This window comes from Acinetobacter sp. NEB149, assembly GCF_012516415.1.
Taxonomy (GTDB): Bacteria; Pseudomonadota; Gammaproteobacteria; order Pseudomonadales; family Moraxellaceae; genus Acinetobacter; species Acinetobacter lwoffii_V.
Genome location: NZ_CP051208.1, coordinates 1073876 through 1097312, shown reverse-complemented (window position 1 = coordinate 1097312; position 23437 = coordinate 1073876). Strand labels below are relative to the sequence as shown.

Here is a 23437-nt window from a genome sequence, read left to right as displayed (position 1 = left end):
TCTGGCGTGCCTATTTCATATCATTAGGATGAACAATGTCTGATAATGCAACTATCTTGCAGAATGTCCCAGTAGGTAAAAAAGTTGGTATTGCCTTCTCTGGTGGTCTAGATACTTCTGCTGCTCTTTTGTGGATGAAACAAAAAGGCGCTGAACCTTATGCTTACACAGCAAACCTGGGTCAGCCAGACGAAGACGATTACGATGCGATTCCAAAAAAAGCTGAAGCTTATGGCGCAGTAAAAGCACGTTTAATCGACTGCCGTTTACAGCTTGCATTAGAAGGTATTGCTGCAATTCAATGTGGCGCGTTCCATATTTCTACAGGTGGTATGCCTTATTTCAACACGACGCCATTGGGTCGTGCAGTAACAGGCACCATGCTGGTTACTGCCATGAAAGAAGATGACGTTAACATCTGGGGTGACGGTTCAACTTATAAAGGCAACGACATTGAGCGTTTCTACCGTTATGGTTTGTTGACCAATCCTGCGCTTAAAATTTACAAGCCTTGGTTAGACCAAACCTTCATTGACGAGCTGGGCGGCCGTGCAGAAATGTCACAGTTCCTAATCGACAATGGTTTTGACTATAAAATGTCAAAAGAAAAAGCCTATTCAACTGACTCAAACATGCTGGGTGCGACGCACGAAGCCAAAGATCTTGAATACCTGAATGCAGGCATTAAAATCGTTGAGCCAATCATGGGCGTTGCGTTCTGGAAAGATGACGTAGAAGTAAAAGCTGAAGAAGTATCGATTACTTTTGAAGAAGGCTTCCCGGTTGCCATCAACGGTCAACGCATTGAAGATCCAGTTGAGTTCATTCTTGAAGCGAACCGCATCGGTGGCCGTCACGGTCTAGGTATGTCGGATCAAATCGAAAACCGGATCATCGAAGCGAAATCTCGCGGTATCTATGAAGCTCCGGGTATGGCGCTGCTTCACATTGCTTATGAGCGTCTGGTAACAGGTATTCATAACGAAGATACGATTGAACAATACCGTATTAACGGTCTACGTTTAGGTCGTCTGCTTTACCAAGGTCGCTGGTTCGATTCTCAAGCACTTATGCTGCGTGAAACTGCTCAGCGTTGGGTTGCTAAAGCAGTTACCGGTACTGTAACGATCGAACTGCGTCGTGGTAATGATTACACGATTATGAACACTGAATCTCCAAACCTCACTTATGAAGCTGAGCGTTTAACTATGGAGAAAGGTGATTCCATGTTCTCGCCGATGGATCGTATCGGTCAGTTGACCATGCGTAACCTGGATATCACGGATACTCGCGCGAAACTGGGCATCTATACAGAGACTGGTTTACTGGCAGTTGGTTCAGCATCTGCAGTGCCACAACTGAAAGACAAAAACTAAGTTTTAGTCATTTATGTTGCATAAAAAACCGCTCCTGATGAGCGGTTTTTTATTGAGGGTTCTTTTATTGATTTTAATAATCTCTAACCATTTGCGATATCTGAATTGACTGAACGAATGGACTGATAATAAATCTGGTTGCGTCCAAGCTGTTTGGCACGGTATAACGCCTGATCCGCGATTCCCAACAATGCATCCTTATCAATATCTTCCTCACCACGATAGACGGTAATGCCTAAACTGATAGTGATATGTTTCGCAACCGAGGATTTTTCATGTGGAATTTCCAGACGGTCAATCGCCTTAAAAATATTTGAAGCCACTGCATAAGCACCATGTGCATCTGTTTCTGGCAAGAGCACTACAAACTCCTCCCCGCCATAACGCGCGACAAAGTCCATATGCCGGATCGCATTCTTGATGGTTTTGGCAATAGTCGAAATGACATCATCACCTTTCTGATGTCCATAAAAATCGTTGTAATTTTTAAAGAAATCGACATCGATAAACAGAATCGCCAAAGCCGTTTCTTCACGGCGTGCACTTTCGAAATGCACTTGCAGCGTCTCATCAAAGGTACGTCGATTGGAAATTTTGGTCAGTTCATCGTACTGACTCAAATGTAATAATTCGTTGGTATGAATACGCTGGATCTGCTCACTGATTCTGGCGCGAATGCTATAGAGAAAAATCACACGCTCACGGGCAAAAATCATATGGCTAATCACGTAACCAAGCAAGCAACTTCCAATTAAAATCCGGCCAAAAACCATAGGATTAAATTCAACTGAAAGGCTAAACAATACAAGAATAGTAGTTGCCGCAGCGAGTAATCCGGTGACCAGCATCTGAATCGGTTTAATGCCGGTCAGAACATAACCCAGGATATACACGATTGTGACTATCGCCATGGATTGATGCTGCAAGGCATCAGTTTTAATCGACATGGTGATACATGAAATTGACACCTGTACCCAGAATACCAACAGCATCGAAGCCTGAGGAAAAAAGCGCTTGATCTTGGGTAAGCAGGAGAACATATAAAAGATAATTAGCGACACGCCGCCATTGAGCAAGCCCAACATACACAGGACAAAATCATGTACGAAATATTCTTTGCTGATGCTCCAGTAATCTGTGGGAATCATCACCACCAAAAAAAGGAAATAGGCTAGTACTCCAGCCCACACATATTTTTCGACATGTTTGCGGGCGCGTTCCAGATTTTTGGTCCAGAATTCTTGTTCCAGATTTTGAGGGAAGACCGGGCCTACACGCTGGCTTTGCCGTGTAATCAGTTGTTCTATGTCTTCTTTATCATCTTGCAATTTCGCTAGATTGTACTTGTATTCCATTGCCAAGTATTTATGTAATTTTTTTATTAATTTTAAAATAACTAGGACTTACGCACTATTATTTATAGATTCTCTGTGGTAGCAGATGATTTTTATCGAGAATAAAGTCATCAATGAAGTTTTTGATAACTGGTCTAAATAATTTCTTCTGCCAACGATATACATTTTCAAAGATCCGCTCAAACTGGTTCTTTTGTATCTCAACGTAGGCCATCAAGGCTGAAAAAATATGATTCAAAATCAGTTTAGATCGTCTTACTTGAAACTTTTCAATATGACAAACCTGTTTAATCACCCGGTGATATTGCTCTATTTTCCAATGACTTGAATGTAATTCATGAAAACCCTCAAAGGACAATAAATCATCTTCATCTTGATGCACAATATAAAACCTCTGCTGTTCTTTTAACTGAGTCTTAAATAATTGTACAAAGCCAAAATCTTTGAGCCAGACCACTTGACCCTGATGGAAATCTGGCAATAAACGCAGTTGAAACCATTGTCCTTTTTCTGGGGAAACCTTACGGTTACAGTCGATACCAAACATAAATCGAATACCATATTTTCTTATGGTTTTTAGATTTCCAGTCGATGAATACCAACTATCACCTGTAATAAATTGAATCTTTGCACCCCAACTGAGTACTTCACTTAACATATCCATAAAGTAATCATTCTTGGTTTTACTTTCAGATTTGTCATAAATTCGGAAATTAATTGGAATATTTTGACCATTTTGATCTGTCGCATACAAGGTAATGAGATTAATACCCTTGACGGATCGGTGGTGTTTGCCTGACCAAAAATAGCTAACCAAGTCCATATGTTGACTATATGGTTTATCTAAAACAGTATCATCAATGCTGACTATAAGTTTATTATTATCAATATGTTGAATTGATTCTTGATATAGGTCGTGAGGTGTGTAGTCTTCACACTCTAGAAAGCGATTTACACTATCATGCGAGATATTATAAGTCTCGGCAAGTTGTGTGCAGCTAATAGAGTTCGGTTCTGTCATGAGAAAGCCCATATAAATGGGTAATGTACAAGTTGCTGTAGAAGCATGTTTAATTCGTCTAATCACAGATACTTTATAAAGTATTTTAATACTTTTTTGAATCCGTCAATGCGTAAGTCCTAATAACATACTTTTTAAAATTAATTTATACATATCCCTTATTTTGTAGCGCTTTCTCGTTACCATTTTTACTATAGATGGATTATCATTTGTTTTATTTGTTCGACTGAATTTGCCTTGAATACGATTACGATTCTCCAGCCAGATGATTGGCACGTTCACCTGCGTGATGGTTTAGCACTTCAACGTACCGTTCCCGATTTAGCCAAGCAGTTTTCTCGCGCCATTTGCATGCCAAATCTGGTGCCACCCGTTAAAACTGTCGAAGAAGCCAATGCCTACCGTGAACGTATCATGGCACATGTGCCTGAAGGGGTAAATTTCGACCCGCGTATGGTGCTGTATTTCACTGACAACACCCCGGCAAGCGAAGTTAAAAAGATCAAAGAATCTGCGCATGTCAATGCCATCAAGCTCTATCCTGCGGGTGCGACCACCAACTCCGATAGTGGTGTGAGCGATATGAGCAAAGTCTACGGCGTAATTGAACAGCTTGAAGAACACCAAGTGCCTTTATTGCTACATGGTGAAGTGACGCATAATCATGTCGATATTTTTGACCGTGAAAAGCGTTTCCTGGATGAAGTGCTGGCTCCCTTACTCAGACAATTTCCCAAGCTGAAACTGGTGCTCGAACACATCACCACCAGCGAAGCAGCAAACTTTGTACTTGAGCAAGACCGTAATGTCGCTGCAACCATTACGCCGCAACATTTATTGTTTAACCGCAATGACATGCTGGTTGGTGGGATCAAGCCGCATTTCTACTGCTTGCCGATTTTAAAACGTCAAACGCATCAGCAAACTTTGCTGGAAGTCGCAACCAGCGGTAATCCTAAATTCTTCTTGGGAACAGATAGCGCGCCGCATTCAAAAAATGCAAAAGAAAATGCGTGTGGCTGTGCAGGATGTTATAGTGCGCCGACTGCTATTGAGCTGTATGCTCAGGCATTTGATCAGGTGGGTAAAATTGAACGCCTGGAAGGTTTTGCCAGCCATTTTGGTGCAGACTTCTATGGTCTGCCACGTAATACCAGCACAATTACCCTGGTTAAAGAAGATCAAGTAATCCCTGAAAGTTTAGACTATCTGGATGGTGAACAGATTATCCCACTGTATGCTGGTAAAACCATTCAATGGAGAAAAGTGTGACAAATGAAACGCTCCCAATCATTGGTCAACGTTTTCGTGGATTCTTACCTGTAGTTGTCGATGTCGAGACTGCAGGTTTTAATGCGCAGACTGATGCATTGCTGGAAATTGCGGCCATTCCGATTGTTTATAATGAGGAGGGTCAATTTGTGCCGGGTCAAGCTTACCATGCACATATCAATCCTTTCGAAGGGGCAAATCTCGACCGACGTTCGCTGGAGTTTATTGGGATCGATCCTTCGAATCCGATGCGAATCGCAATGGCCGAAGATGAAAAAACTGCGCTTAAGCGTATTTTTAAATCTGTGAATGAAGTGCGTCGCCAGCAAAACTGTACCCATGCAGTTTTAGTTGGACACAATGCACATTTCGATTTGGGTTTTCTTCAGGCCGCGATTGCGCGTACCGGAACCAAAAACCAGAACCCATTTCATAGTTTTTCTGTCTTCGATACAGTGACTTTAAGTGCGGTGATGTTTGGTCAGACCGTACTGGCAAAATCCTGTATTCAGGCTGGGATTGAGTTTGATGGCAAAGAAGCCCATTCTGCATTATATGATACGCAGAAGACCGCTGAACTGTTTTGCTATATTTTAAACAAACTCGCACCTCACCTGCTTGACACTCTGGTGGCGGATCAATAAGATACCGCCATCTTCTAAATGTCCCTATCGTCTAGAGGCCTAGGACATCGCCCTTTCACGGCGGTAACCGGGGTTCGAATCCCCGTAGGGACGCCATCTATTTTTTCTCTTCTTTATATTTCTTTGATCAGCATCTTAAGCTGCTCAAGTCTTACGCTTTTACTAATTAATGAAAATAATTCTCATTACTATTGATTGCCTTCTTAAATTTAATGATAATCACTTCCATTATCTTTCGCATATTCAACCCTTCTCATGCGTTTTGCTTATTCCCCACTTTCTATTGCAGTTTTAACAGCTTTATCAACATCTAGTTTTGCAAAAGAATCAAATTATCAAGAGCCTGTTCTCAATGAAACAACGATTAAGTTCAACACAATTATTATCGAAGCTCAGCAAGAAAATGAAGTTGGAAAAACCATTTATTCAAAAGAAGATTTAGAAAAGACGCCGAATAGCTCAAAGAACATTACCGATTTTTTAAAAGTGAATCCGAATGTGCAGTTTAGTCAATCACAACTTGCAGCAGGTTCTCAAGGTGAAATTAAACCTGCCGAAATCTCTATTAATGGCGCACAAACCTTCCAAAACAATTTTATTGTGAATGGTGTTTCCAACAACCTACTTATTAATCCAGCAAATTCAAACACAAATACATTTCAAGATATCGGAACTGGCGCACAAGCTATGGCAGTGAACACTAACCTACTTTGTGAGCTTGAAGTATTAGATAGCAATGTGTCTGCCGCTTATGGTCAATTCACAGGTGGTGTTATAAATGCTAAAATATGCGCACCGCAAACAGAGATAGGTAAAATTCACGGTTCTATCACTTACGATTACACTGAAAGTGATTGGGCTCGCTACAACTCAATTTCACCTTTAGAAGAAAGTAAATTTGAAGAACCTACAGATTACTACCAAAAGGAATATACCAAACAAGGTGTAAGCACCAATATTTATGGGAAGCTCTCGAATGATTGGGGCTTTAATGCTTATGCTTCTCGAAGAGAGTCCATTATTCCAGTCAAAAGTGGCTTTGAAACACCTAAAACAATTGATCAAGAACGACATATCTCAAATCTTGGTGCAACATTATTTTATACACCAAACGCCTCAACCAAAGCGAAGTTTGGTTTGGATTATGGATTGCTGGACAGTTTGAGCTATGTGGACAGCAATCGTGATTCGGGAAGTACCACTGAAACCGAAACACTTACATTATTCTCTGAACTCGAACACCAATTCAATCTAGGTACTCTCGTACATAAACTTAATTTCCAAAACTCGGCGACACAACGCATTGCAGATAATAACTACAGTATGCATTGGTACTACGCCGAAGGAAGTAAAGATTGGAATAATACCGATGTTGTTCGAGAAGGCGCCATCATGGGAGAAATCAAACAACTCCAAGACGTTCTCTCTTACGACCTACAAGCCAATATAGACCCATTTAAAGTTGGTCAATCCCAACACAACATGACTCTAGGTGCGGGTTATAGCCATGCTCATGTTGAGTGGAAACGAGCCGAGGATGTTTTACTCGCGACAAAGATCAACTTAAAAGAACTTGGCAAAGATACTACCTGCCTTCAAAGTGACCCATATTGTGATGATAAACTAACGATAAATGGTTGGAATGGACAATATATCGCTGGTGGCACTCTGTACAAAGCTGGTGATATTCAAGCCCAGCAAGATCGCCTAAATATATTTATTTAAGACAATATTCAATGGAATGATCAAATTTCAACACGCCTTGGTGTTCGCGCTGATTATGACTCTTTAAGTAGTAATATCAATATTGCTCCTCGTAGCCATCTCTCTTACAAACCCTTTAGTAATGATCAATTGCATTTATCCGCTGGGTGGAATCGCTACTATGGTCAGCAAACGTTAGGTACAGAACTGGATGAAATTCAAAATGATTTGCTCTATAAACTGTCACGTGAAAACCCACATGCGCCTTGGGTAGAAACACAAACTGCACTATCCAGCGGTGCGCGTAGTTCAGCGCTCAATACGCCTTTCAGTGACGAGACTGTTTTAAGCCTGAATACACAAATCCAGAATTGGGATCTAGGGCTAAAATGGGTCAATCGTAAATATCAGGATGAAATATCAAAAACTAAAGTTACTCCTTTAGATGGATCAAAATTCTTCTACGAATATAATAATGATGGAAGTGGCAAAGCTGACATCTACACCTTAACACTTAGAAATCGTCAACCGATCGCTCTGGGGGATAGCCAACATTTATTTGCCTTGGGATTTGACTACAGTGAAGTCTTCCGCAGTTATGTAGATTACACTTCAGCCTATGATCAAGCCACTCAAGATGAATGGGTCTCTTATGATGGTCAAATTATCCGTTGGTCAGACCGCCCTGCCCCAAACTTTAACCAACCATGAACCGCACGAGTAAACTGGGATATTGCATTCGATACACTGCCTGTACGTATTTCAAACTTCTTTAGCTATAAAGACAGTTACGATGATATGGTTGCAGTCTCCGATAAAAATGACAAAGTCGAGTATGAAGGTGAACTGTTTGACACCTATTTAGCCTCTGAAATTAAACCAAAATTTACATGGGATATGCGCACCACCTATGATTGGGAAATTTCAAAAGATTTAAGGGCAATTTTTGGTTTAACCATTAACAATGTAACCAACCGCGTGAATACCTATACAACAGGCTCGACCTCAAATGATAGACCACGTGTGATGACTGAAATCGGCCGCCAATTTATTGCGGATGTTACTTTTAAATTCTAGAGCCTGAATAGGTACATGCTGCTGCTCTTTTTAATTTGCTTAGGCTATAATTAATGCGATTTCATATTTTGCCTTTGTATCATGTTAAAAAAGATCTTACTGGTTTTACTGATTTTAGCCCCATCCGCGCTATATCTCTATATCGTCAACCGTGATGATGACAACACTGCGGAGACTGAGACAGTATCAACCCCAGCTGAAAACTCTCAGCCTGAGCAATATCAAACTCCTGATCACTAAGTTTTAGTGATCTTTTCAAATATTTATTTTTTATAGTCCTGAAATCTGTTCAGAAAATAACATCTTAATAAAATAAAGTTTTTGTTTTGCCTAATGTTTAAACTATTAAATGAATTTTAGCAAAAACCCTTTTGACAAACCCCGGCTTAATCCTTAATATACGCATCACCTCGCAACGTCCCTATCGTCTAGAGGCCTAGGACATCGCCCTTTCACGGCGGTAACCGGGGTTCGAATCCCCGTAGGGACGCCATCTATTGATCTCATACGATCAGACCTTATTCGAAATTACCATTATTCGATTGCAGATTTGTAGTTTTTCACTACAATAGCTCGCTTCATTCCTTTGAAGTATTTCTTATTTCCTATGCACTCATCTCCGAATGATGCTACGCATCAGGGCAATTCTGCGCCTTTAAAACGCGCTATGAGTACTCGACATCTGGTCATGATTTCGCTTGGTGGCGCAATCGGAACAGGCCTATTCTTAGGGTCGGGTGAAGTCATTGCACAAACGGGGCCTGTAGGTGCCATTCTCGCTTATCTCCTGGGCGGTATTATCGCGTACATGGTGATGCTATGTTTGGGCGAACTTGCCGTTCATATGCCAGAATCTGGTTCATTTGGTGCTTATGCCAAACGTTATATTGGACCAGGCACAGGCTATACCATCACCTGGTTATACTGGCTGACATGGTCGGTCACTCTTGGAACTGAATTTACTGCAGCGGCCTTGCTGATGCAGGAATGGTTCCCGGATATTTCCATGTGGTTATGGACCATTATCTTTGGTGTATTCGTATTTAGTCTCAATATGATTTCGACCCGCTGGTTTGCCGAATCCGAATTCTGGCTGGCACTGGTAAAAGTGGTCACGGTTGTTGCTTTTATTCTTTTAGGTCTATTGGCCATCTTTGGTGTTCTGGGCTATCAAGGCTATGAAGCTGCGCCTTTATTTACCAATCTAACTGCACAAGGCTGGTTCCCTGAAGGTCTATTCCCGATTTTTGCTACGATGCTGATTGTGAACTTTGCCTTCTCTGGTACCGAGCTGATTGGTGTGGCTGCCGGTGAAACTGAAGATCCTGCGAAAAATGTTCCTAAAGCAATTAATACTGCGATTTTCCGCTTATTAATTTTCTTTGTGGGTACCATTATCGTGGTGACGGCATTACTTCCGCATCAGGAAGCAGGCTTAGCCGCTGAAGGCGTGAGTAGCAGTCCATTCGTAACCGTATTCCAGCACATTGGTATCCCATATGCTGAAGACATCATCCGTTTTGTCATTATCACTGCGTTGTTGTCTGCTGCCAACTCGGGCTTATTTGCTGCTTCACGTATGATGTGGTCATTGTCATACAGCAAACAGTTGCCTGCTGTATTCTCAAGACTGAATGCTCGCGGTGTACCGTATATTGCAGTCATGGTGACTATGCTAGGTGCATTGCCAGGTTTATTGTCTGAACAGTTTGCGCCAGAGACGATCTTTACCAACTTGCTGGGCGTTGCAGCGTTTACCATGGTGGTGGTCTGGATGAGTATTTGCTTAAGCCAGTTCAACTTCCGTCGTCAATGGTATAAACAGGGTCATACGGCCAAAGAACTGGACTTTGCTGCACCATTGTTCCCGATTGTACCAATCCTGGGCTTTGTGTTCTGTTTTATTACCTGTATCAGTATGGTCTTTGATCCATCAATGCGCATCAGCTTCGTAGGATGTCTGCTGTTTATTGCAGCGTGTTATGCAAGTTATTATGCCTTTTATCACAACAAGTCTTAATCATCATGCTTAAAAGAGCGGCTTCGGCCGCTCTTTTTTTTATCTATACTATAACTATAATGGGCAGCCTTAAGGGTGCGTCGATGAAAATTGTGTTTATTCACGGCATGAACAAGCAACAGTATACGGCGACTTCATTACGTCAACATTGGCTGCATCTCCTCAAAACAGGCCTCCGGAAAAACCCACAACAGCAAGCCCGTTTTACTTATTTAAAACGGCATATCCGTATCCCTTTTTATGGCGATTTACTCTCCCGGCATCATTTTCATAACGTTTTGAATGCCAGTACCCTGATGCCGCAACAATGGCCGCATTTCCCTTTTTTACATCCCGCCCAGCTGCAACCGGCACCACCACCAGATCAGTGCACCTATCAAATTTGTGACGTCCCGCAGTTAAATCTTGATGATGCCTTGAATTTCAATCAGAAACTGAAATTCATTACAGCATTAAGCAAAGATATCGCTTTGCGGGATTTTGCGGTACTTATCAATTATTTTCCCAGCTTACACACCAGCTTTTTGCATAAGTTTTTGCTGGAAACTTATCTTTATTTATCCAACCCGCATTTTATGCAGGAAGTTCACTGCCGCATTCATGATCAACTCTATAGTAGCAGGCCACAGATTCTGGTGGCACACTCGCTCGGCAGCGTGATTGCCTATAATTATTTGATTCAGCATCCGGAGCTGAATATCAAGCGTTTTATTACCCTCGGATCACCGTTGGCATTTCGGGTCATCCAGGCTCATCTGCCGCAACCGATTGTACGACCTGCTGCAATTTCAGGCGACTGGATAAATTTCTATTGTAGCGATGACTTTCTGACTGCCTTTCCATTATCAGAACCACCCTTCCAGTTTCAGCCAGCGATTATTAATCAGGAGATTCATACCTCCATCTATCATCCGCATGATATTGATGGTTATATTCAGCATCCGGACGTCATTAAAGTGCTCCTGGAATTACTATAAAACTCACGCCAAACTCTAAATTCAACTTTTACAGCTCCATTCATATTCTTTTTCTATTCAATATAATCTTTCATCCGAACCTACCAATTTACTGCTTTTTCTGCCTTTTTTATAAATATACAGATGTCTGTTAATGATTGTTTTATCAAAGATAATTTACACATTAACGCCACAAAAAGTGCAGCTTGGCTTGCCGCAATTTTCTCTATACTGTGAATATATAGATCGACCTCCGTGAGGTATCGATGAAAGTTATTTTTATTCATGGAATGAACCAGCAACATCATAGTGCTGCATCGATCCGCCAGCGCTGGCTGCATATACTTCAAAAAGGCATTCGCAAACACCGTCATGATGCCAGATTCAGTTATTTACGACGTCACATTCACATTCCATTTTATGGAGACTTGCTTTCACACTATAACGTTCGCAACATCCTGAATGCTGGCACCTTGATGCCACAGCAATGGCCCAGCTTTCGTTTCCGTCAACCTATACATCCTCAGCTTCCTGCACCAGTTCCACGTCCTGGCTGGCGCAAGCCCGTGATTTCAGATCTTCCTCAGCTTCATCTGAATGACCCGATGGATTTCAAACAGAAATTCAAATTTATTACCACGCTGAGCAAAAATGTTGCACTACGAGACTTTGTATTATTGCTGAATTATTTTCCCAGCCTGCATCGTAGCCTGCTTCAGAAATTTCTGATTGAAACCTATCTGTATCTCGACAATCCTGCTTTCATGAAGGAAGTTCATGAACGGATTGCCCGGCAATTGAATGGTCGCAAACCTTGCATTGTGATTGCTCATTCTCTGGGCAGTGTGATTGCCTATAACTATCTCATCCAGCATCCTGAACTGAATATACAGCGTTTTATTACTTTAGGATCGCCACTAGCCTTCCAGGTGATCCAGTCACATTTACCGCAACCCATTGTACGACCTACTGCAATTACAGGCGACTGGATAAATTTCTATTCAACTGATGATTTTCTTACCGCCTTTCCTCTTACACAACCGCCATTTCAGTTTCAACCCGCCATTATTAACCACGGCATTCGTACGCATATTCACTGCCCGCATGACATTACCGGCTATTTACTCCATCCGCAGGTAGTAGAAGCAATTCTGGAATTGCTTAAAAATCCAGCTTAAACCATGTAATTTTCCAGTATTTTCTCTAGATTGTTTTAATTTTATGCACTCAACCCAGAAAATCATTTTTTTTATGGAAATGCGTTTGACACCCCCCTGTTTTCACCATATTATACGCCCACCTCTGAAACGTCCCTATCGTCTAGAGGCCTAGGACATCGCCCTTTCACGGCGGTAACCGGGGTTCGAATCCCCGTAGGGACGCCAATTTTCAGAAGTACATTTTATTAAGTCCCTATCGTCTAGAGGCCTAGGACATCGCCCTTTCACGGCGGTAACCGGGGTTCGAATCCCCGTAGGGACGCCATTACTTCAAGCTAAAAGTAGCGGTTTTAAAATTTATCTTCTGTACTGTCCCTATCGTCTAGAGGCCTAGGACATCGCCCTTTCACGGCGGTAACCGGGGTTCGAATCCCCGTAGGGACGCCATATTCGAGATGGCAACATCTCAACAAAAAGCCCGAGCATTGCGACTCGGGCTTTTTTTTATCTTGCAAATTTTATTTCTGAAAACTTTAAACCTTGTTTTTATCATTCGTTCAAATCTAGCTCTCTTTCTGGGGGCTGCCATCCCATTCTTAATTTTACAATTTGTATTGTTTTAACATTTCTATGCATAGAAATATCCGTTCATTTTCATTTAAAGCAATACACCAATAAATTAGAACAAAAATTCAACACCCTGCTTTTAGAGGGCACGTTAAGGTAAATCAAGAGAAATCTGCAAGGATCAGATTATGTTCGTCAGCACAGAGCTAAGTTTACCTTTATCGCCAAATAAAAATCATAATTATCAAATTAAAAGCTTTAAGGATTGGGTCGACTTTTTTCAAGATACTGAAATTTCGACATATACCAAAACTGAAAAAGCTGAATCTTATTTGAGCGATCTGATTAAAAATTTAAATATTGATACTCTCGGATGGTTAGATCAGCCCCCACAGGTTGAACAGCATCTTTTAGAACAACATCATCAAATCTGTGCCACTTTCCAGGCCTATGTCAATCGCCGTAAACAGCAGCAGCCTCGGGGATATTTTCCAACGGTTTCTCATGCTTTCGAATTCCTGGCGAAAGTTGCACCGGTCAAACTGGTCGATGGTGCCTGGTTATATTCGACCGTGCCAAACTGTAATCAGCCCGAGCTAAAAGATTTGATTTACATCTATCTCGAAGAGCTTGGTTTAGGGCATCCGCGTGCCAATCATGTCACCATGTATCAGGACCTGTTGAGTCATTATGAGCTGAACAGTTACGCCGAGCATTTGGATGACAGTTACTACGAACAGGCTGCCGTACAGCTAGCACTAGCTTATGCCCCAGCCAAATATTTACCTTTGGTCATTGGCTTTAATCTCGGCTATGAACAGTTACCGCTACATCTGTTAATCACCAATTATGAACTGGCTGAACTAGGTATCGATCCGCATTATTTCAATGTGCACATTACTATTGATAATGTTCACAATGGTCATGCGCAGAAATCCCTGCAAGCGTTTATCCAGCATTTTAATCAAGCTGAAGATCCACAAATTTATCTTGAACTGATTAAAAAAGGCTATGTTCTGAATGACATCGGCAAAAGTTCCTCTCAGATCATTAATGAACTGGATATTGGGCAGATGGCTTTAAAAGTTTTCCAGAATAAAGCGCTGATTGGTCAATATATTCATAATCAGAAATGCCAGTTTAGTGGCAAGACCATCAATGACTGGTTATCCGATCCTGCCCAGATTGCCGAGTTTTTGCAGGTCATGATTGACAAAGGCTGGATCGTAAAAGATGCACCAGTGGAGCAAAGCCGTTTCTGGAAAATGATAGATCATCCGGAAGGTAAAATGTTTGGGGTCTTTAATGCGACCGAAAAACAGATTATTAAAGACTGGATTCAGGGCGCAGGCTTGGCAACTCGCCTGTCCTCACGTAGTGCAACCCCATCACAGGCAAAAATTGAACCTGCAATGAGCCGTATGGACCAGCAGCGCTTGAATCAGTTAAAAAGTCGCTTCATGCGCTGTGAAGGTGCGGAACAGAAAATTGATTTACTGATTCCTTATACTGCACCGCATATGCATCATACTGAAATTGGTTTATGGGCGACTCGTCAGTTAAGCCAGTTATTATTTCCTTTTCAGACCCAGGCGATGCATTATTCCTAAAGCACCCCTAAGTGCCAGAAATTAAAAAACCGGACATTTGCAGTGTCCGGTTTTTTAATAAAGATTAAGCCGATTTTCGCGAGTTTAATTGTCCCTTGATCACCGCTTTGACATTGCCTTTCAGATACTGCAAAAAGACCTTTAGTGGTGACAGCTTTGGATTAGGCTGCTTGCCTTTGGCAATTTCTTTAAACTGCGCGGCATACCAGATGATTTCCATAATCGCCATTTTGTCGACCATTGGAATACCGGTTTTAATTTTCTCAACCGCATAACGTACATCCTGCCCCGCAACCAGACGATTACCCAAGTCAGGTTCTACCGCAAAGGGACGTGCAATCCCGACAAAATCACAGGCACCACTGTCGAGCGCGGCATTCATGCCTTCAACTGTTCGGAATCCACCAGTGACCATGATATGGCACTTCACTTCCTGACGGATTTTTTCGGCAAAATCGAGGAAATAGGCTTCACGGGCAATGGTCGAGGCCTTGCGCTTGTCTGCTTTCACGCCGGCCATCGCAGGTGCTTCATAGCTACCACCTGACACTTCAATGATATCAATGCCTGCAGTGTCCATCGCCTTAAAGACATAAATGACATCTTCTTCGCTAATACCACCGCGCTGGAAATCAGCTGAATTCAGCTTGACTGAAATAATAAAATTTTCCGAAGTCGCAGCACGAACAGCCTGATAGGTTTGCAGCAAGAAACGGGTGCGATTCTCAATACTACCACCCCATTGATCCTGACGCTTATTGGTCAGCGGTGACAGAAACTGGCTAATCAGATAACCATGTGCCCCATGCAACTGCACCCCCTCAAATCCTGCTTGTTCACAGATAGCAGCCGAAGTGGCAAAGCGCTGGATAATATCCAGGATTTCATCTTCACGCAGTTCCCGCGGGGTTCCAAAGCTCATTGCCAAAGCCGGACTAAATGGGACTGCGGACGGTGCAACCGTTTCTTGATTCAGGCCCTTGGGACACTGGCGGCCCGGATGCGACAACTGGACCAGTTGTACCATGCCATGCTGTTTGCCTACGTCGGCCCAGACTTTGAGCTGCGCCAGATCGCGTTCTGTTTCTACCACTACGACCCCCGGTTCATTCTTGGCACGATAATCCACCATGACATTACCCGTAATAGCACAACCCAAGCCACCTTCGGCCCATGCTTCATACAACTTGAAATGCGCCTGATTGGGCTGGCCGGCATCATTGGCCAGTGCTTCACTCATGGCACCTTTAATGATGCGATTTTTAAAAGTGGTATTACGAATTTGAATGGAATCGGCCAATTGAGTCATGATCTGTCCTGATACGTTACTATTATTTTGTATTCGTTTATAACGTAAGCCAGAACAATTGACAATCAGTCTTGTCAAATTTACACAATTTTTATCTGCTTATTTTTTTATGGTTAAAGATTTTTGTGATTTAGTTTCTTGGATCAAAAGCATCCCGTACTGCTTCTCCCATATAGATCAGCAAACTCAGTACAATCGCCAAACTAAAGAATCCAGACAATGCCAGCCACGGCGCATTTAAGTTGTTTTTGGCCTGAAGCAAGAGTTCCCCTAGGGATGCCGAATCGGGTGGCAAACCATACCCTAAAAAATCCAGCGCTGTCAGTGCAGTAATATTGGCGGTTAGCATAAAAGGTAACTGTGACAGGCTAGAACCTATCACATTGGGGAGAATATGTTTGAACATGATCCGTCCATCCCCGGCCCCAATACTTCTTGCTGCCCAGACGTATTCCAGATTTCTGGCGCGCAAAAACTCAGCGCGCACCATACTCACCAGTGTGGTCCAGCCAAATAACAGCATGATCAGAAATAACCAGTAAATACTCGGGGTAAACAGACTGACCAGTACCATCACCATAAACAGCATCGGCAAACCGCTCCAGACTTCGAGTATGCGTTGCCCGATCAGGTCAATCCATCCACCATAATAACCCTGAATAGCCCCTGCTAAAATTCCCAGCGCCGCAGACAATAAAGTCAGTGCAAAACCAAACAGTAATGAAATCCTTAAGCCATATAGAATCCGTGCCAGAATATCACGGCCCTGGTCATCTGTTCCCAGCCAGTTTTGCACACTCGGGGGCGAAGGCACCGGTTCAGCCAGTTCAAAATTTGGCGTTTGATAGGAAAACGGAATGATGGGCCAGATCGCCCAGCCTTTTTCTGCAATCAGTTGCTGTACGGCAGGATCTTTATATTCTGCTTCTGTCTCAAATACTCCACCAAACGTGGTTTCCGGGTAGGATTTCAAGATGGGCAGATAAAAAGCATGATCATATTTCACCAACAGGGGCTTATCGTTAGCAATCAGTTCTGCACCCAAGGAAATGATGAAAATAGCACTGAAAATAATGAAACAGCTAAAACCCAACTTATGCTGCTTAAAACGTTGCCAGCGTGCTTGCATCAAGGAAGACATTATTGTGATCCTCGACTTGAACTGAAATGAATCCTTGGATCAATCAGTTGATAGAGCAAATCGCTCAGCAAGCGCAGCATCAGGCCGAGCAAGGTAAAGATAAACAAAGTACCGAAAATCACCGGATAGTCACGCTGGATAATCGCCTCAAAACCTAAAACACCTAACCCATCCAGATTAAAAATAATCTCGATAAACAGGTTGCCCACGAAAAACACCCCGATCAGAACTTCGGGTAAACCTGCGATAAGCACTAAAATGGCATTCCGGAATACATGCCGATACAGTACTGCATGTTCAGTTAAACCTTTGGCCCGCGCAGCCAAGACATATTGCTTGCTCAGCTCTTCCACAAAAGAAAATTTCACCAGATAAGTCAAACTGGCAAATCCGCCAAGCACCATGGCCAACAGCGGCAAGGCCATATGCCAGAAATAATCTTGAATTTTCGCAAAGAATGAGAGTTCTGCAAAATTTTCAGAGCGAATTCCCTGCAAGGGAAACCATTGCAGATAAGATCCGCCAGCAAAAAAGACGATGAGTAAAATGGCAAAAATAAAGGCTGGAATGGCATAGCCTACGGCCAACACTAGAGAGGTAGTCTGATCAAACAGACTGCCATGTTTTCGGGCTTTCCTAATCCCTAAAGGAATGGAGACCAGATAAATCAGCAAGGTACTCCACAGGCCTAAAGAAAGTGATACTGGCAATTTTTCCCAGATGAGTTCAGTCACAGGTTTGTCTTTGAAAAAACTCTGCCCCAGATCAAACTGCGCATAACGCGTTACCATTTCCCAAAAGCGGATATGCAGCGGCTGGTCAAAGCCGTACTGGGTATTGATCTGCTCAAGCATCTCCGGTGTGAGGCCTTGCTTTCCCTGATACTGCAATCCGGTATGCGCCAAACCATTCACCTGTTGCGCCTGATAAATCGCCTGCTCCACCGGACCACCGGGTGCCAGCTGGATCACCATGAAATTGATCAGCAAAATGATCAGCAAGGTTGGAATCATCAGCAACAGACGTTTGAGAATATAAGTGCTCATGGCACTCCCTGATAGGCTTGGAGCTTAATGCTGTTTGAAATAATCAGCCACATGTCTGACCTTTTCTGCATTGACCCACCAGTAATCAATCCCGGCGGAGAGTTTAGGTTTTCGTTGCGGCTGCTGATACATATTCCAGTAAGCATACCAGTATTCGCCCGTACCATAAGTCAGAATATGATAATAGCCTGCTCGCAGTAAACGGTCTAATGCTCGGGTACTATTCACCAGCTGTTCACGGTTTTGAGCTTGAGTCACCTGCTGAATGACTCCATCAATGGCCGGATTTCGAATACCGGCATAATTATAATTACCTGACTGCGCTGCGGCCTGACTGCCCCAGAACTGTTTCTGCTCCTGCCCCGGTGTCAGGGATTGCGGCATGGTATCAACAATCATATCAAACTGATAATTCCGCAGCCGTTCATAATATTGCGCGGTTTCTACCATACGAATGCTGGCCTGAATGCCCAAGCGTTTTAAATGACGTAGATATGGCATCAGATCACGCTGTTGCTCCGCCTGATGCAACAGGAACTCAATCTGTACCGGTTGACCCGCAGCATTGACCAACTTCCCCTGTTGATAACGATAGCCTGCCTTTAATAGCAATTGACGGGCTTTTAACAGATTGTTCCGGTTAAAACCGGAGGCATCTGACTGAGGATATTTCCAGTCCTGCAGTACAGCCTGACGTTGAACCGGATCAAGCTGCTTTAAATGGGGTTTTAAAATGTGCAGTTCTTGAATGCCTGGCCGTCCATGAGATGCAAGCTCGGTATTGGAAAAAAAGCTGTTCAGGCGCTGATATTCACCATAGAACATGGCTTTATTCAGCCATTCAAATTCATAGGCAAAACTCAAGGCTTGGCGGAAACGGATATCGGCAAAAGGCTGACGGCGGGTATTGAATATCAGACTCTGGGTCGGAATCGGGTTGTGATGCTGAAAGCGGTAACGCTGCACCTGTCCTTGCCGAACGGCGGGAAACTGGTAGTCTTTCACCCAGCGGTTGACCTGTTTTTCCTCATGCAAGGTAAATTGGCCCGACTTGAAAGCTTCAAACTTGATTTCAGGACTACGATAATAACGATACTTGATCCGGTCAAAATTATAACGCCCGCGATTGACCATCAAGTCTTTGCCCCAGTATCGGGGATTGCGTTTGTAGCTAATACTACGTCCAGCATCTATGTGTTCAATGACATAAGGCCCTGAACCCAGCATCGGTTTCAGCGTCAATTCTTTAAAATTACGTTTTTGCCATTCCTGTTTAGAATAAATGGGCATCTGCGCGACAATCATCGCCATTTCCGGATTATGTCCGGATTTAAAATGCATTTTGACCTGTAAAGGTGACAGGACTTCCAGCCGGTTTAAATCAGCTAGATACATTTGCAGGCCAAAATTGGACTGGGTCTGAAACAACTCAAAACTGTATTTGACATCTTGTGCAGTCACCGGCTGGCCATTGCTAAACCGTGCTTTGGGATTTAAATGAAAAATAATAAAGGCAGTTTTCTTGGGGTCAAAACTGACTTTTTCCGCCAGCAAAGGATAGTACACACCGGGCTCATCCAGTGACTTGGACAGCAAACTGTCAAAAATATAGTTGCCCCCCTCAGTGACATTGCCCTTGCCATTCATGCTGTTCAAATTATCGAAACTGCCATCAGCTGCCAGAATCAGCGTACCGCCTTTCGGTGCTTGCGGATTGGCATAAGGCAGGGATTTGGCCTGGGCATATTTCGGCTGGCTATGTAGTGCAATATATGGGGTGGTGATCAGAGCTGCCCAACTGCTACTTACGAGCAGCGGGGCTAGCCAGATCAACCTGAAAGTTTTAAATAAATGCGCGAATCTCATGATCCATTCATTAATTCGGCACTTTAATCACATCACCAATACGCAATTGTGTATTTGGTTTGAGATCATTCATTTCCGCCAGTTCATTGCTGTTCAGACCATAACGTGAAGCCAGACCGATTAAGGTATCACCGCGTTTGACTTTATAATCCGTCACCAGTTTTGGAATCTGGATCGTTTGACTGACACGCAATCCTGCGCGTGGACTCAGATTATTTAACTGAGCCAGGTCGGTCACGCTTATGCCTAAACGGCTGGCAATTGCATTCAGGGATTCACCGGATTTTACCGTATAGGATTCAGTTGCCTTAGAAGCTACAGGCTTAGCTGCCACTTTCACGCCTTCAACTTTTTTATCTGCCGGAAAGTCACCCTCAATTTTTAAACGCTGACCAATACGCACTGTGCTATTGGTATTCAGGCCGTTCAAATCTGCCAGATATTGCAGTTGTAAATGATACTGACGTGCAATAGAGCTTAAGGTTTCCCCTGACTTCACCACATGCGAATCCGATTTTGTATTCTTGACCGCAGTTTCCGCGACCACTTCACTTACCGGTTCTGTCACGTCACCACTCAGTTTCAGACGCTGCCCCACTCGCAAACCTGCATTACGTGACATGCCATTCAGGCTCGCCACCTGGTCCATTGACAAATTATATCTTGCGGCAATACCGGTCAGCGTATCATCCGATTGAACCGTATAGGTTTCAGGGATTTGACTGCCGGCTGGAATCTTGATGGTCTGACCTATACGTAAACCACTATTGGCAGACAACCCATTCAGTGCAGCCAGTTCAGAAACACTCAGCTTGCTTTGACTGGCAATGCTATACAGGGTTTCACCGCGTTTGACCTGATAGTTTTCAGTCGCAGTCTGATCGACTTTGACATTTTCAAACTTCTGCTCAGTTTTCTGGCTAGATGCCGTTAGCCCTTCAACTTCCTGAAGTGGTACATTGATTTTCTGTCCCACCATCAGACTGCTACCGGCAGTCAGACCTGAAGTCAAGGATGCCAGTTCAGCATTTGAAAGCCCATAACGATCGGCAATCAGTTTCAGATACTCACCACGTTTCACTGTATAGGATTTGGTCTGAACCTTGACAGTTTCAGCTTTTTTCGTGTCTTCAACTTTGGCTTTGGACTGCCCTGTATCTTTCAATGACAGCTTTTGCCCAACAAACAGACCGCTATTACTATTCAGTCCATTAAAATCAGCCAGTTGTTTCACGCTAAAACCAAACTGGGTCGCTACGCTAGTCAGAGAGTCATTGGCCTGAACGACATAAGTTTCCGGCTTTTCTTTGGCTTTGCTGGCTTCCTGTACAGGTTTGGCATCATACAGATAAATGGTGGTGCCCACATACAGTGGAGAATTTGGATCAATCTGGTTCCATTTCGCCACATCACGCCAGTTCACCCCATTTTTAGCCGCAATCATTGCCAGATTATCACCTGGTAACACCTTATAGGTACTGCGTTTTCCTTTTGGAGCAACCACTACCACTTCAGAATCCGTCTTGACGTAATTTTTGCCCTGATTTAGCTTGGCTTCAACCGAGTTCGCAGTGGTATTGTCAGCAACTTCTTTCGGATAAGAAAAGCCTTTGGTGAGCTCTTTGCCTTGCTGCTCAGCAACAGACAGGCTGGTTTGAATGGCAGTCAGCTTGATTTTACCGTCATAAGGATCAACAATTTCTGTGCCAGCCGGCGCCAATGCTTTCAGCTCTTCAACCACTTGGGCCTGTTCTGCCGGTGTTGCAACAGGCTGCAGAATTTCATCTACAGTTTTCTGAATATCCTGTGCGATGACCGCCTGCTGAACTTGCTGACGCTCAGCTGCCGAAATCGGTGGTTCGACCTGAATCTGTTTCGCTGGCGCTGCAGGTGTTACAGCTACCGGAATACGCGGCGCACTTGGAATTGGCAAATCACTTTGTGCCGCAAAACTGGCCAAGGCAGATGAGCCTTTAGGCGTCGAAATCTTTTTCGTAGTTTGGGTCACAGTATTTGCCGTTGTCGCGGTACTTACCGCTGCTGTGACGACAGGTGGCGTACTTGCAGCTTTAGCCGGAGTCGTTGTTTTAGCAACGGTCGTTGCAGGCTGATTACTAACAACCGCTGGCGGAGTCTGTTTAGAAGGCGTAATCGTTTTCGTATTTAATTCTGGCGGTGCAGCTCTGGTGGGCACCACTGTCGTCGTATTTCGCGGCAGGCTGCTCGTGTTACTCGCCCATAAACCACCTGAACCGGATAATTTTTTCAGCTTCTCATCCACTGAAGGACTTAAGTCAGCAGGAATCAGAATACGGCGCGGACTTGCAGGATCAATATGATCACCACGATGACCCGGGTTTAATTGATACAGTTCTGCACGGCTCAAACCGGTAATCGCTGCAATTTCATTTAAACTGGCAACACCGACCGATACTTCACGGAAATGCGGACGGTTGGCAATCGGTGGCAAACTCACCCCATAACTGCCCGGATTTTTAATAATTTGTGCAACCGCCAGGAAACGTGGCACGTAACTCATGGTTTCTTGTGGTAGTTTCAATGACCAATAATCGGTAGGCAGACCTGCAGCTTTGTTACGGTTAATCGCCTGCTGGATACGGCCTGGGCCGGCATTATAAGAAGCGAGCGCCAATTCCCAAGAACCAAACTGGTTATACAGACTGCCTAAAAATTCATAGGCTGCACGGGTAGATTCCACCACATCACGACGACCATCGTATAAAGAAGTCTGCTTTAGACCATAAATGCGGCCGGTACTTGGAATAAACTGCCATAAACCTGCTGCCGCCGCACTACTGGTCGCTGCCGGGTCATAAGAACTTTCAATAATCGGTAACAGTGCCAACTCGGTCGGCATGCCACGGCGTTCTGCTTCTTTTACTGTGTAATATAAATAACGTGATGCACGCGCACTTAAACGATCCAGATAAGGCTGACGTGAAATAAACCAGCCACGCTGCGCATCAATCCGCGGATTCCAGACACTTAAGTCCATCTTGAAACCTACGGTCATGCGTTTCCAGACATCACCATGTTTCAGAATCTGTAAACGGTCGCCTTCGACTGCACGCATATCCGTTGCAGAGAGTAAATCTTCGAGTCCATCCAGACTGCTGGCATCCAGATATTGTGATCCAACCTGCTTGCTTGATGCTGTTTGGGTCGCACTTTGTGTAGATGAACAGCCCGTCAGTCCTAGAGAAGCAAGCGCAGTTCCCAGTACAGAATATTTTAAAAATGTAGGTAATGTCGGCTGCCACAAAATTGCGGTTGGTTTATACATAAAGAAATC

Annotated in this window: 17 protein-coding genes and 5 tRNA genes; 15 read left to right on the top strand and 7 right to left on the bottom strand. The window is 43.6% G+C overall.

From position 1 onward, the window contains the following. Positions 1–35: 35 nt before the first annotated feature. A complete protein-coding gene (gene argG / locus HGD77_RS05120) occupies positions 36–1376 on the top strand; it encodes an argininosuccinate synthase (protein ID WP_004279561.1) in 1341 nt (446 codons plus the stop codon). Positions 1377–1459: 83 nt separating this feature from the next. Here the strand turns inward: argG and HGD77_RS05115 are convergent, their stop codons facing one another. Both HGD77_RS05115 and HGD77_RS05110 read right to left on the bottom strand, forming a co-directional pair. Then, entirely contained in the window at positions 1460–2731 is a 1272-nt protein-coding gene (locus tag HGD77_RS05115; protein WP_138742898.1) for a GGDEF domain-containing protein, read from the bottom strand. 58 nt (positions 2732–2789) lie between these two features. Continuing rightward, a complete protein-coding gene (locus HGD77_RS05110; protein ID WP_168730725.1) occupies positions 2790–3818 on the bottom strand; it encodes a transposase in 1029 nt (342 codons plus the stop codon). A 171-nt stretch (positions 3819–3989) separates the two neighbouring features. Between HGD77_RS05110 and pyrC the strand changes: the two genes are divergently transcribed. The 14 genes from pyrC to HGD77_RS05050 all read left to right on the top strand — a co-directional run bounded on the left by pyrC (position 3990) and on the right by HGD77_RS05050 (position 14762). Then, positions 3990–5024, top strand: coding sequence for a dihydroorotase (gene pyrC / locus HGD77_RS05105; protein ID WP_005246868.1), 1035 nt, complete (start codon positions 3990–3992; stop codon positions 5022–5024). After that, on the top strand, positions 5009–5668 hold the full coding sequence (gene rnt / locus HGD77_RS05100; RefSeq protein WP_004279557.1) for a ribonuclease T: 660 nt from the start codon (positions 5009–5011) through the stop codon (positions 5666–5668). Before pyrC ends, rnt begins: the two co-directional genes overlap by 16 nt. 20 nt (positions 5669–5688) lie before the next feature. Continuing rightward, positions 5689–5764 (top strand) — tRNA-Glu (locus HGD77_RS05095). 159 nt (positions 5765–5923) lie between these two features. After that, positions 5924–7393, top strand: coding sequence for a TonB-dependent receptor plug domain-containing protein (locus HGD77_RS16960; RefSeq protein WP_228761464.1), 1470 nt, complete (start codon positions 5924–5926; stop codon positions 7391–7393). A 129-nt stretch (positions 7394–7522) separates the two neighbouring features. Continuing rightward, positions 7523–8083, top strand: coding sequence for a hypothetical protein (locus tag HGD77_RS16955; protein ID WP_228761463.1), 561 nt, complete (start codon positions 7523–7525; stop codon positions 8081–8083). A gap of 87 nt (positions 8084–8170) precedes the next feature. After that, positions 8171–8449 (top strand): TonB-dependent receptor, encoded by a 279-nt coding sequence (locus HGD77_RS16950; RefSeq protein ID WP_228761462.1) that lies wholly within the window; start codon positions 8171–8173, stop codon positions 8447–8449. Positions 8450–8866: 417 nt separating this feature from the next. After that, positions 8867–8942: transfer RNA gene (locus tag HGD77_RS05085), tRNA-Glu, on the top strand. A 114-nt stretch (positions 8943–9056) separates the two neighbouring features. Continuing rightward, positions 9057–10469: an amino acid permease gene (locus tag HGD77_RS05080; protein WP_138742700.1), complete on the top strand. Its 1413-nt coding sequence runs from the start codon at positions 9057–9059 to the stop codon at positions 10467–10469. 83 nt (positions 10470–10552) lie between these two features. Beyond that, entirely contained in the window at positions 10553–11446 is an 894-nt protein-coding gene (locus tag HGD77_RS05075; RefSeq protein ID WP_138742701.1) for an alpha/beta fold hydrolase, read from the top strand. Between the two features lie 245 nt (positions 11447–11691). Further along, positions 11692–12603, top strand: a complete 912-nt coding sequence (locus tag HGD77_RS05070; protein ID WP_138742702.1) for an alpha/beta hydrolase — start codon at positions 11692–11694, stop codon at positions 12601–12603. Between the two features lie 131 nt (positions 12604–12734). Next, positions 12735–12810: transfer RNA gene (locus HGD77_RS05065), tRNA-Glu, on the top strand. Positions 12811–12834: 24 nt separating this feature from the next. Beyond that, positions 12835–12910: transfer RNA gene (locus HGD77_RS05060), tRNA-Glu, on the top strand. Between the two features lie 46 nt (positions 12911–12956). Further along, positions 12957–13032, top strand: a tRNA-Glu gene (locus HGD77_RS05055). 308 nt (positions 13033–13340) lie between these two features. Beyond that, positions 13341–14762, top strand: a complete 1422-nt coding sequence (locus HGD77_RS05050) for an iron-containing redox enzyme family protein (protein ID WP_138742703.1) — start codon at positions 13341–13343, stop codon at positions 14760–14762. Between the two features lie 64 nt (positions 14763–14826). Here HGD77_RS05050 and HGD77_RS05045 read toward each other — a convergent pair whose 3' ends face one another. The 5 genes from HGD77_RS05045 to HGD77_RS05025 all read right to left on the bottom strand — a co-directional run bounded on the left by HGD77_RS05045 (position 14827) and on the right by HGD77_RS05025 (position 23428). Next, a complete protein-coding gene (locus tag HGD77_RS05045) occupies positions 14827–16071 on the bottom strand; it encodes an NADH:flavin oxidoreductase/NADH oxidase family protein (protein ID WP_138742704.1) in 1245 nt (414 codons plus the stop codon). A 130-nt stretch (positions 16072–16201) separates the two neighbouring features. Next, the gene (locus tag HGD77_RS05040; RefSeq protein WP_138742705.1) at positions 16202–17212 is read right to left on the bottom strand and encodes an ABC transporter permease; all 1011 of its coding nucleotides are present in this window, start codon (positions 17210–17212) and stop codon (positions 16202–16204) included. Next, the gene (yejB, locus tag HGD77_RS05035) at positions 17212–18258 is read right to left on the bottom strand and encodes a microcin C ABC transporter permease YejB (RefSeq protein ID WP_138742706.1); all 1047 of its coding nucleotides are present in this window, start codon (positions 18256–18258) and stop codon (positions 17212–17214) included. The genes HGD77_RS05040 and yejB overlap by 1 nt, the downstream gene beginning before the upstream one ends. Before the next feature lie 24 nt (positions 18259–18282). After that, complete coding sequence (locus tag HGD77_RS05030) at positions 18283–20124, bottom strand: extracellular solute-binding protein (RefSeq protein WP_138742707.1); 1842 nt, start codon at positions 20122–20124, stop codon at positions 18283–18285. Between the two features lie 10 nt (positions 20125–20134). Continuing rightward, entirely contained in the window at positions 20135–23428 is a 3294-nt protein-coding gene (locus HGD77_RS05025) for a LysM peptidoglycan-binding domain-containing protein (RefSeq protein ID WP_138742708.1), read from the bottom strand. Positions 23429–23437: the final 9 nt, after the last annotated feature.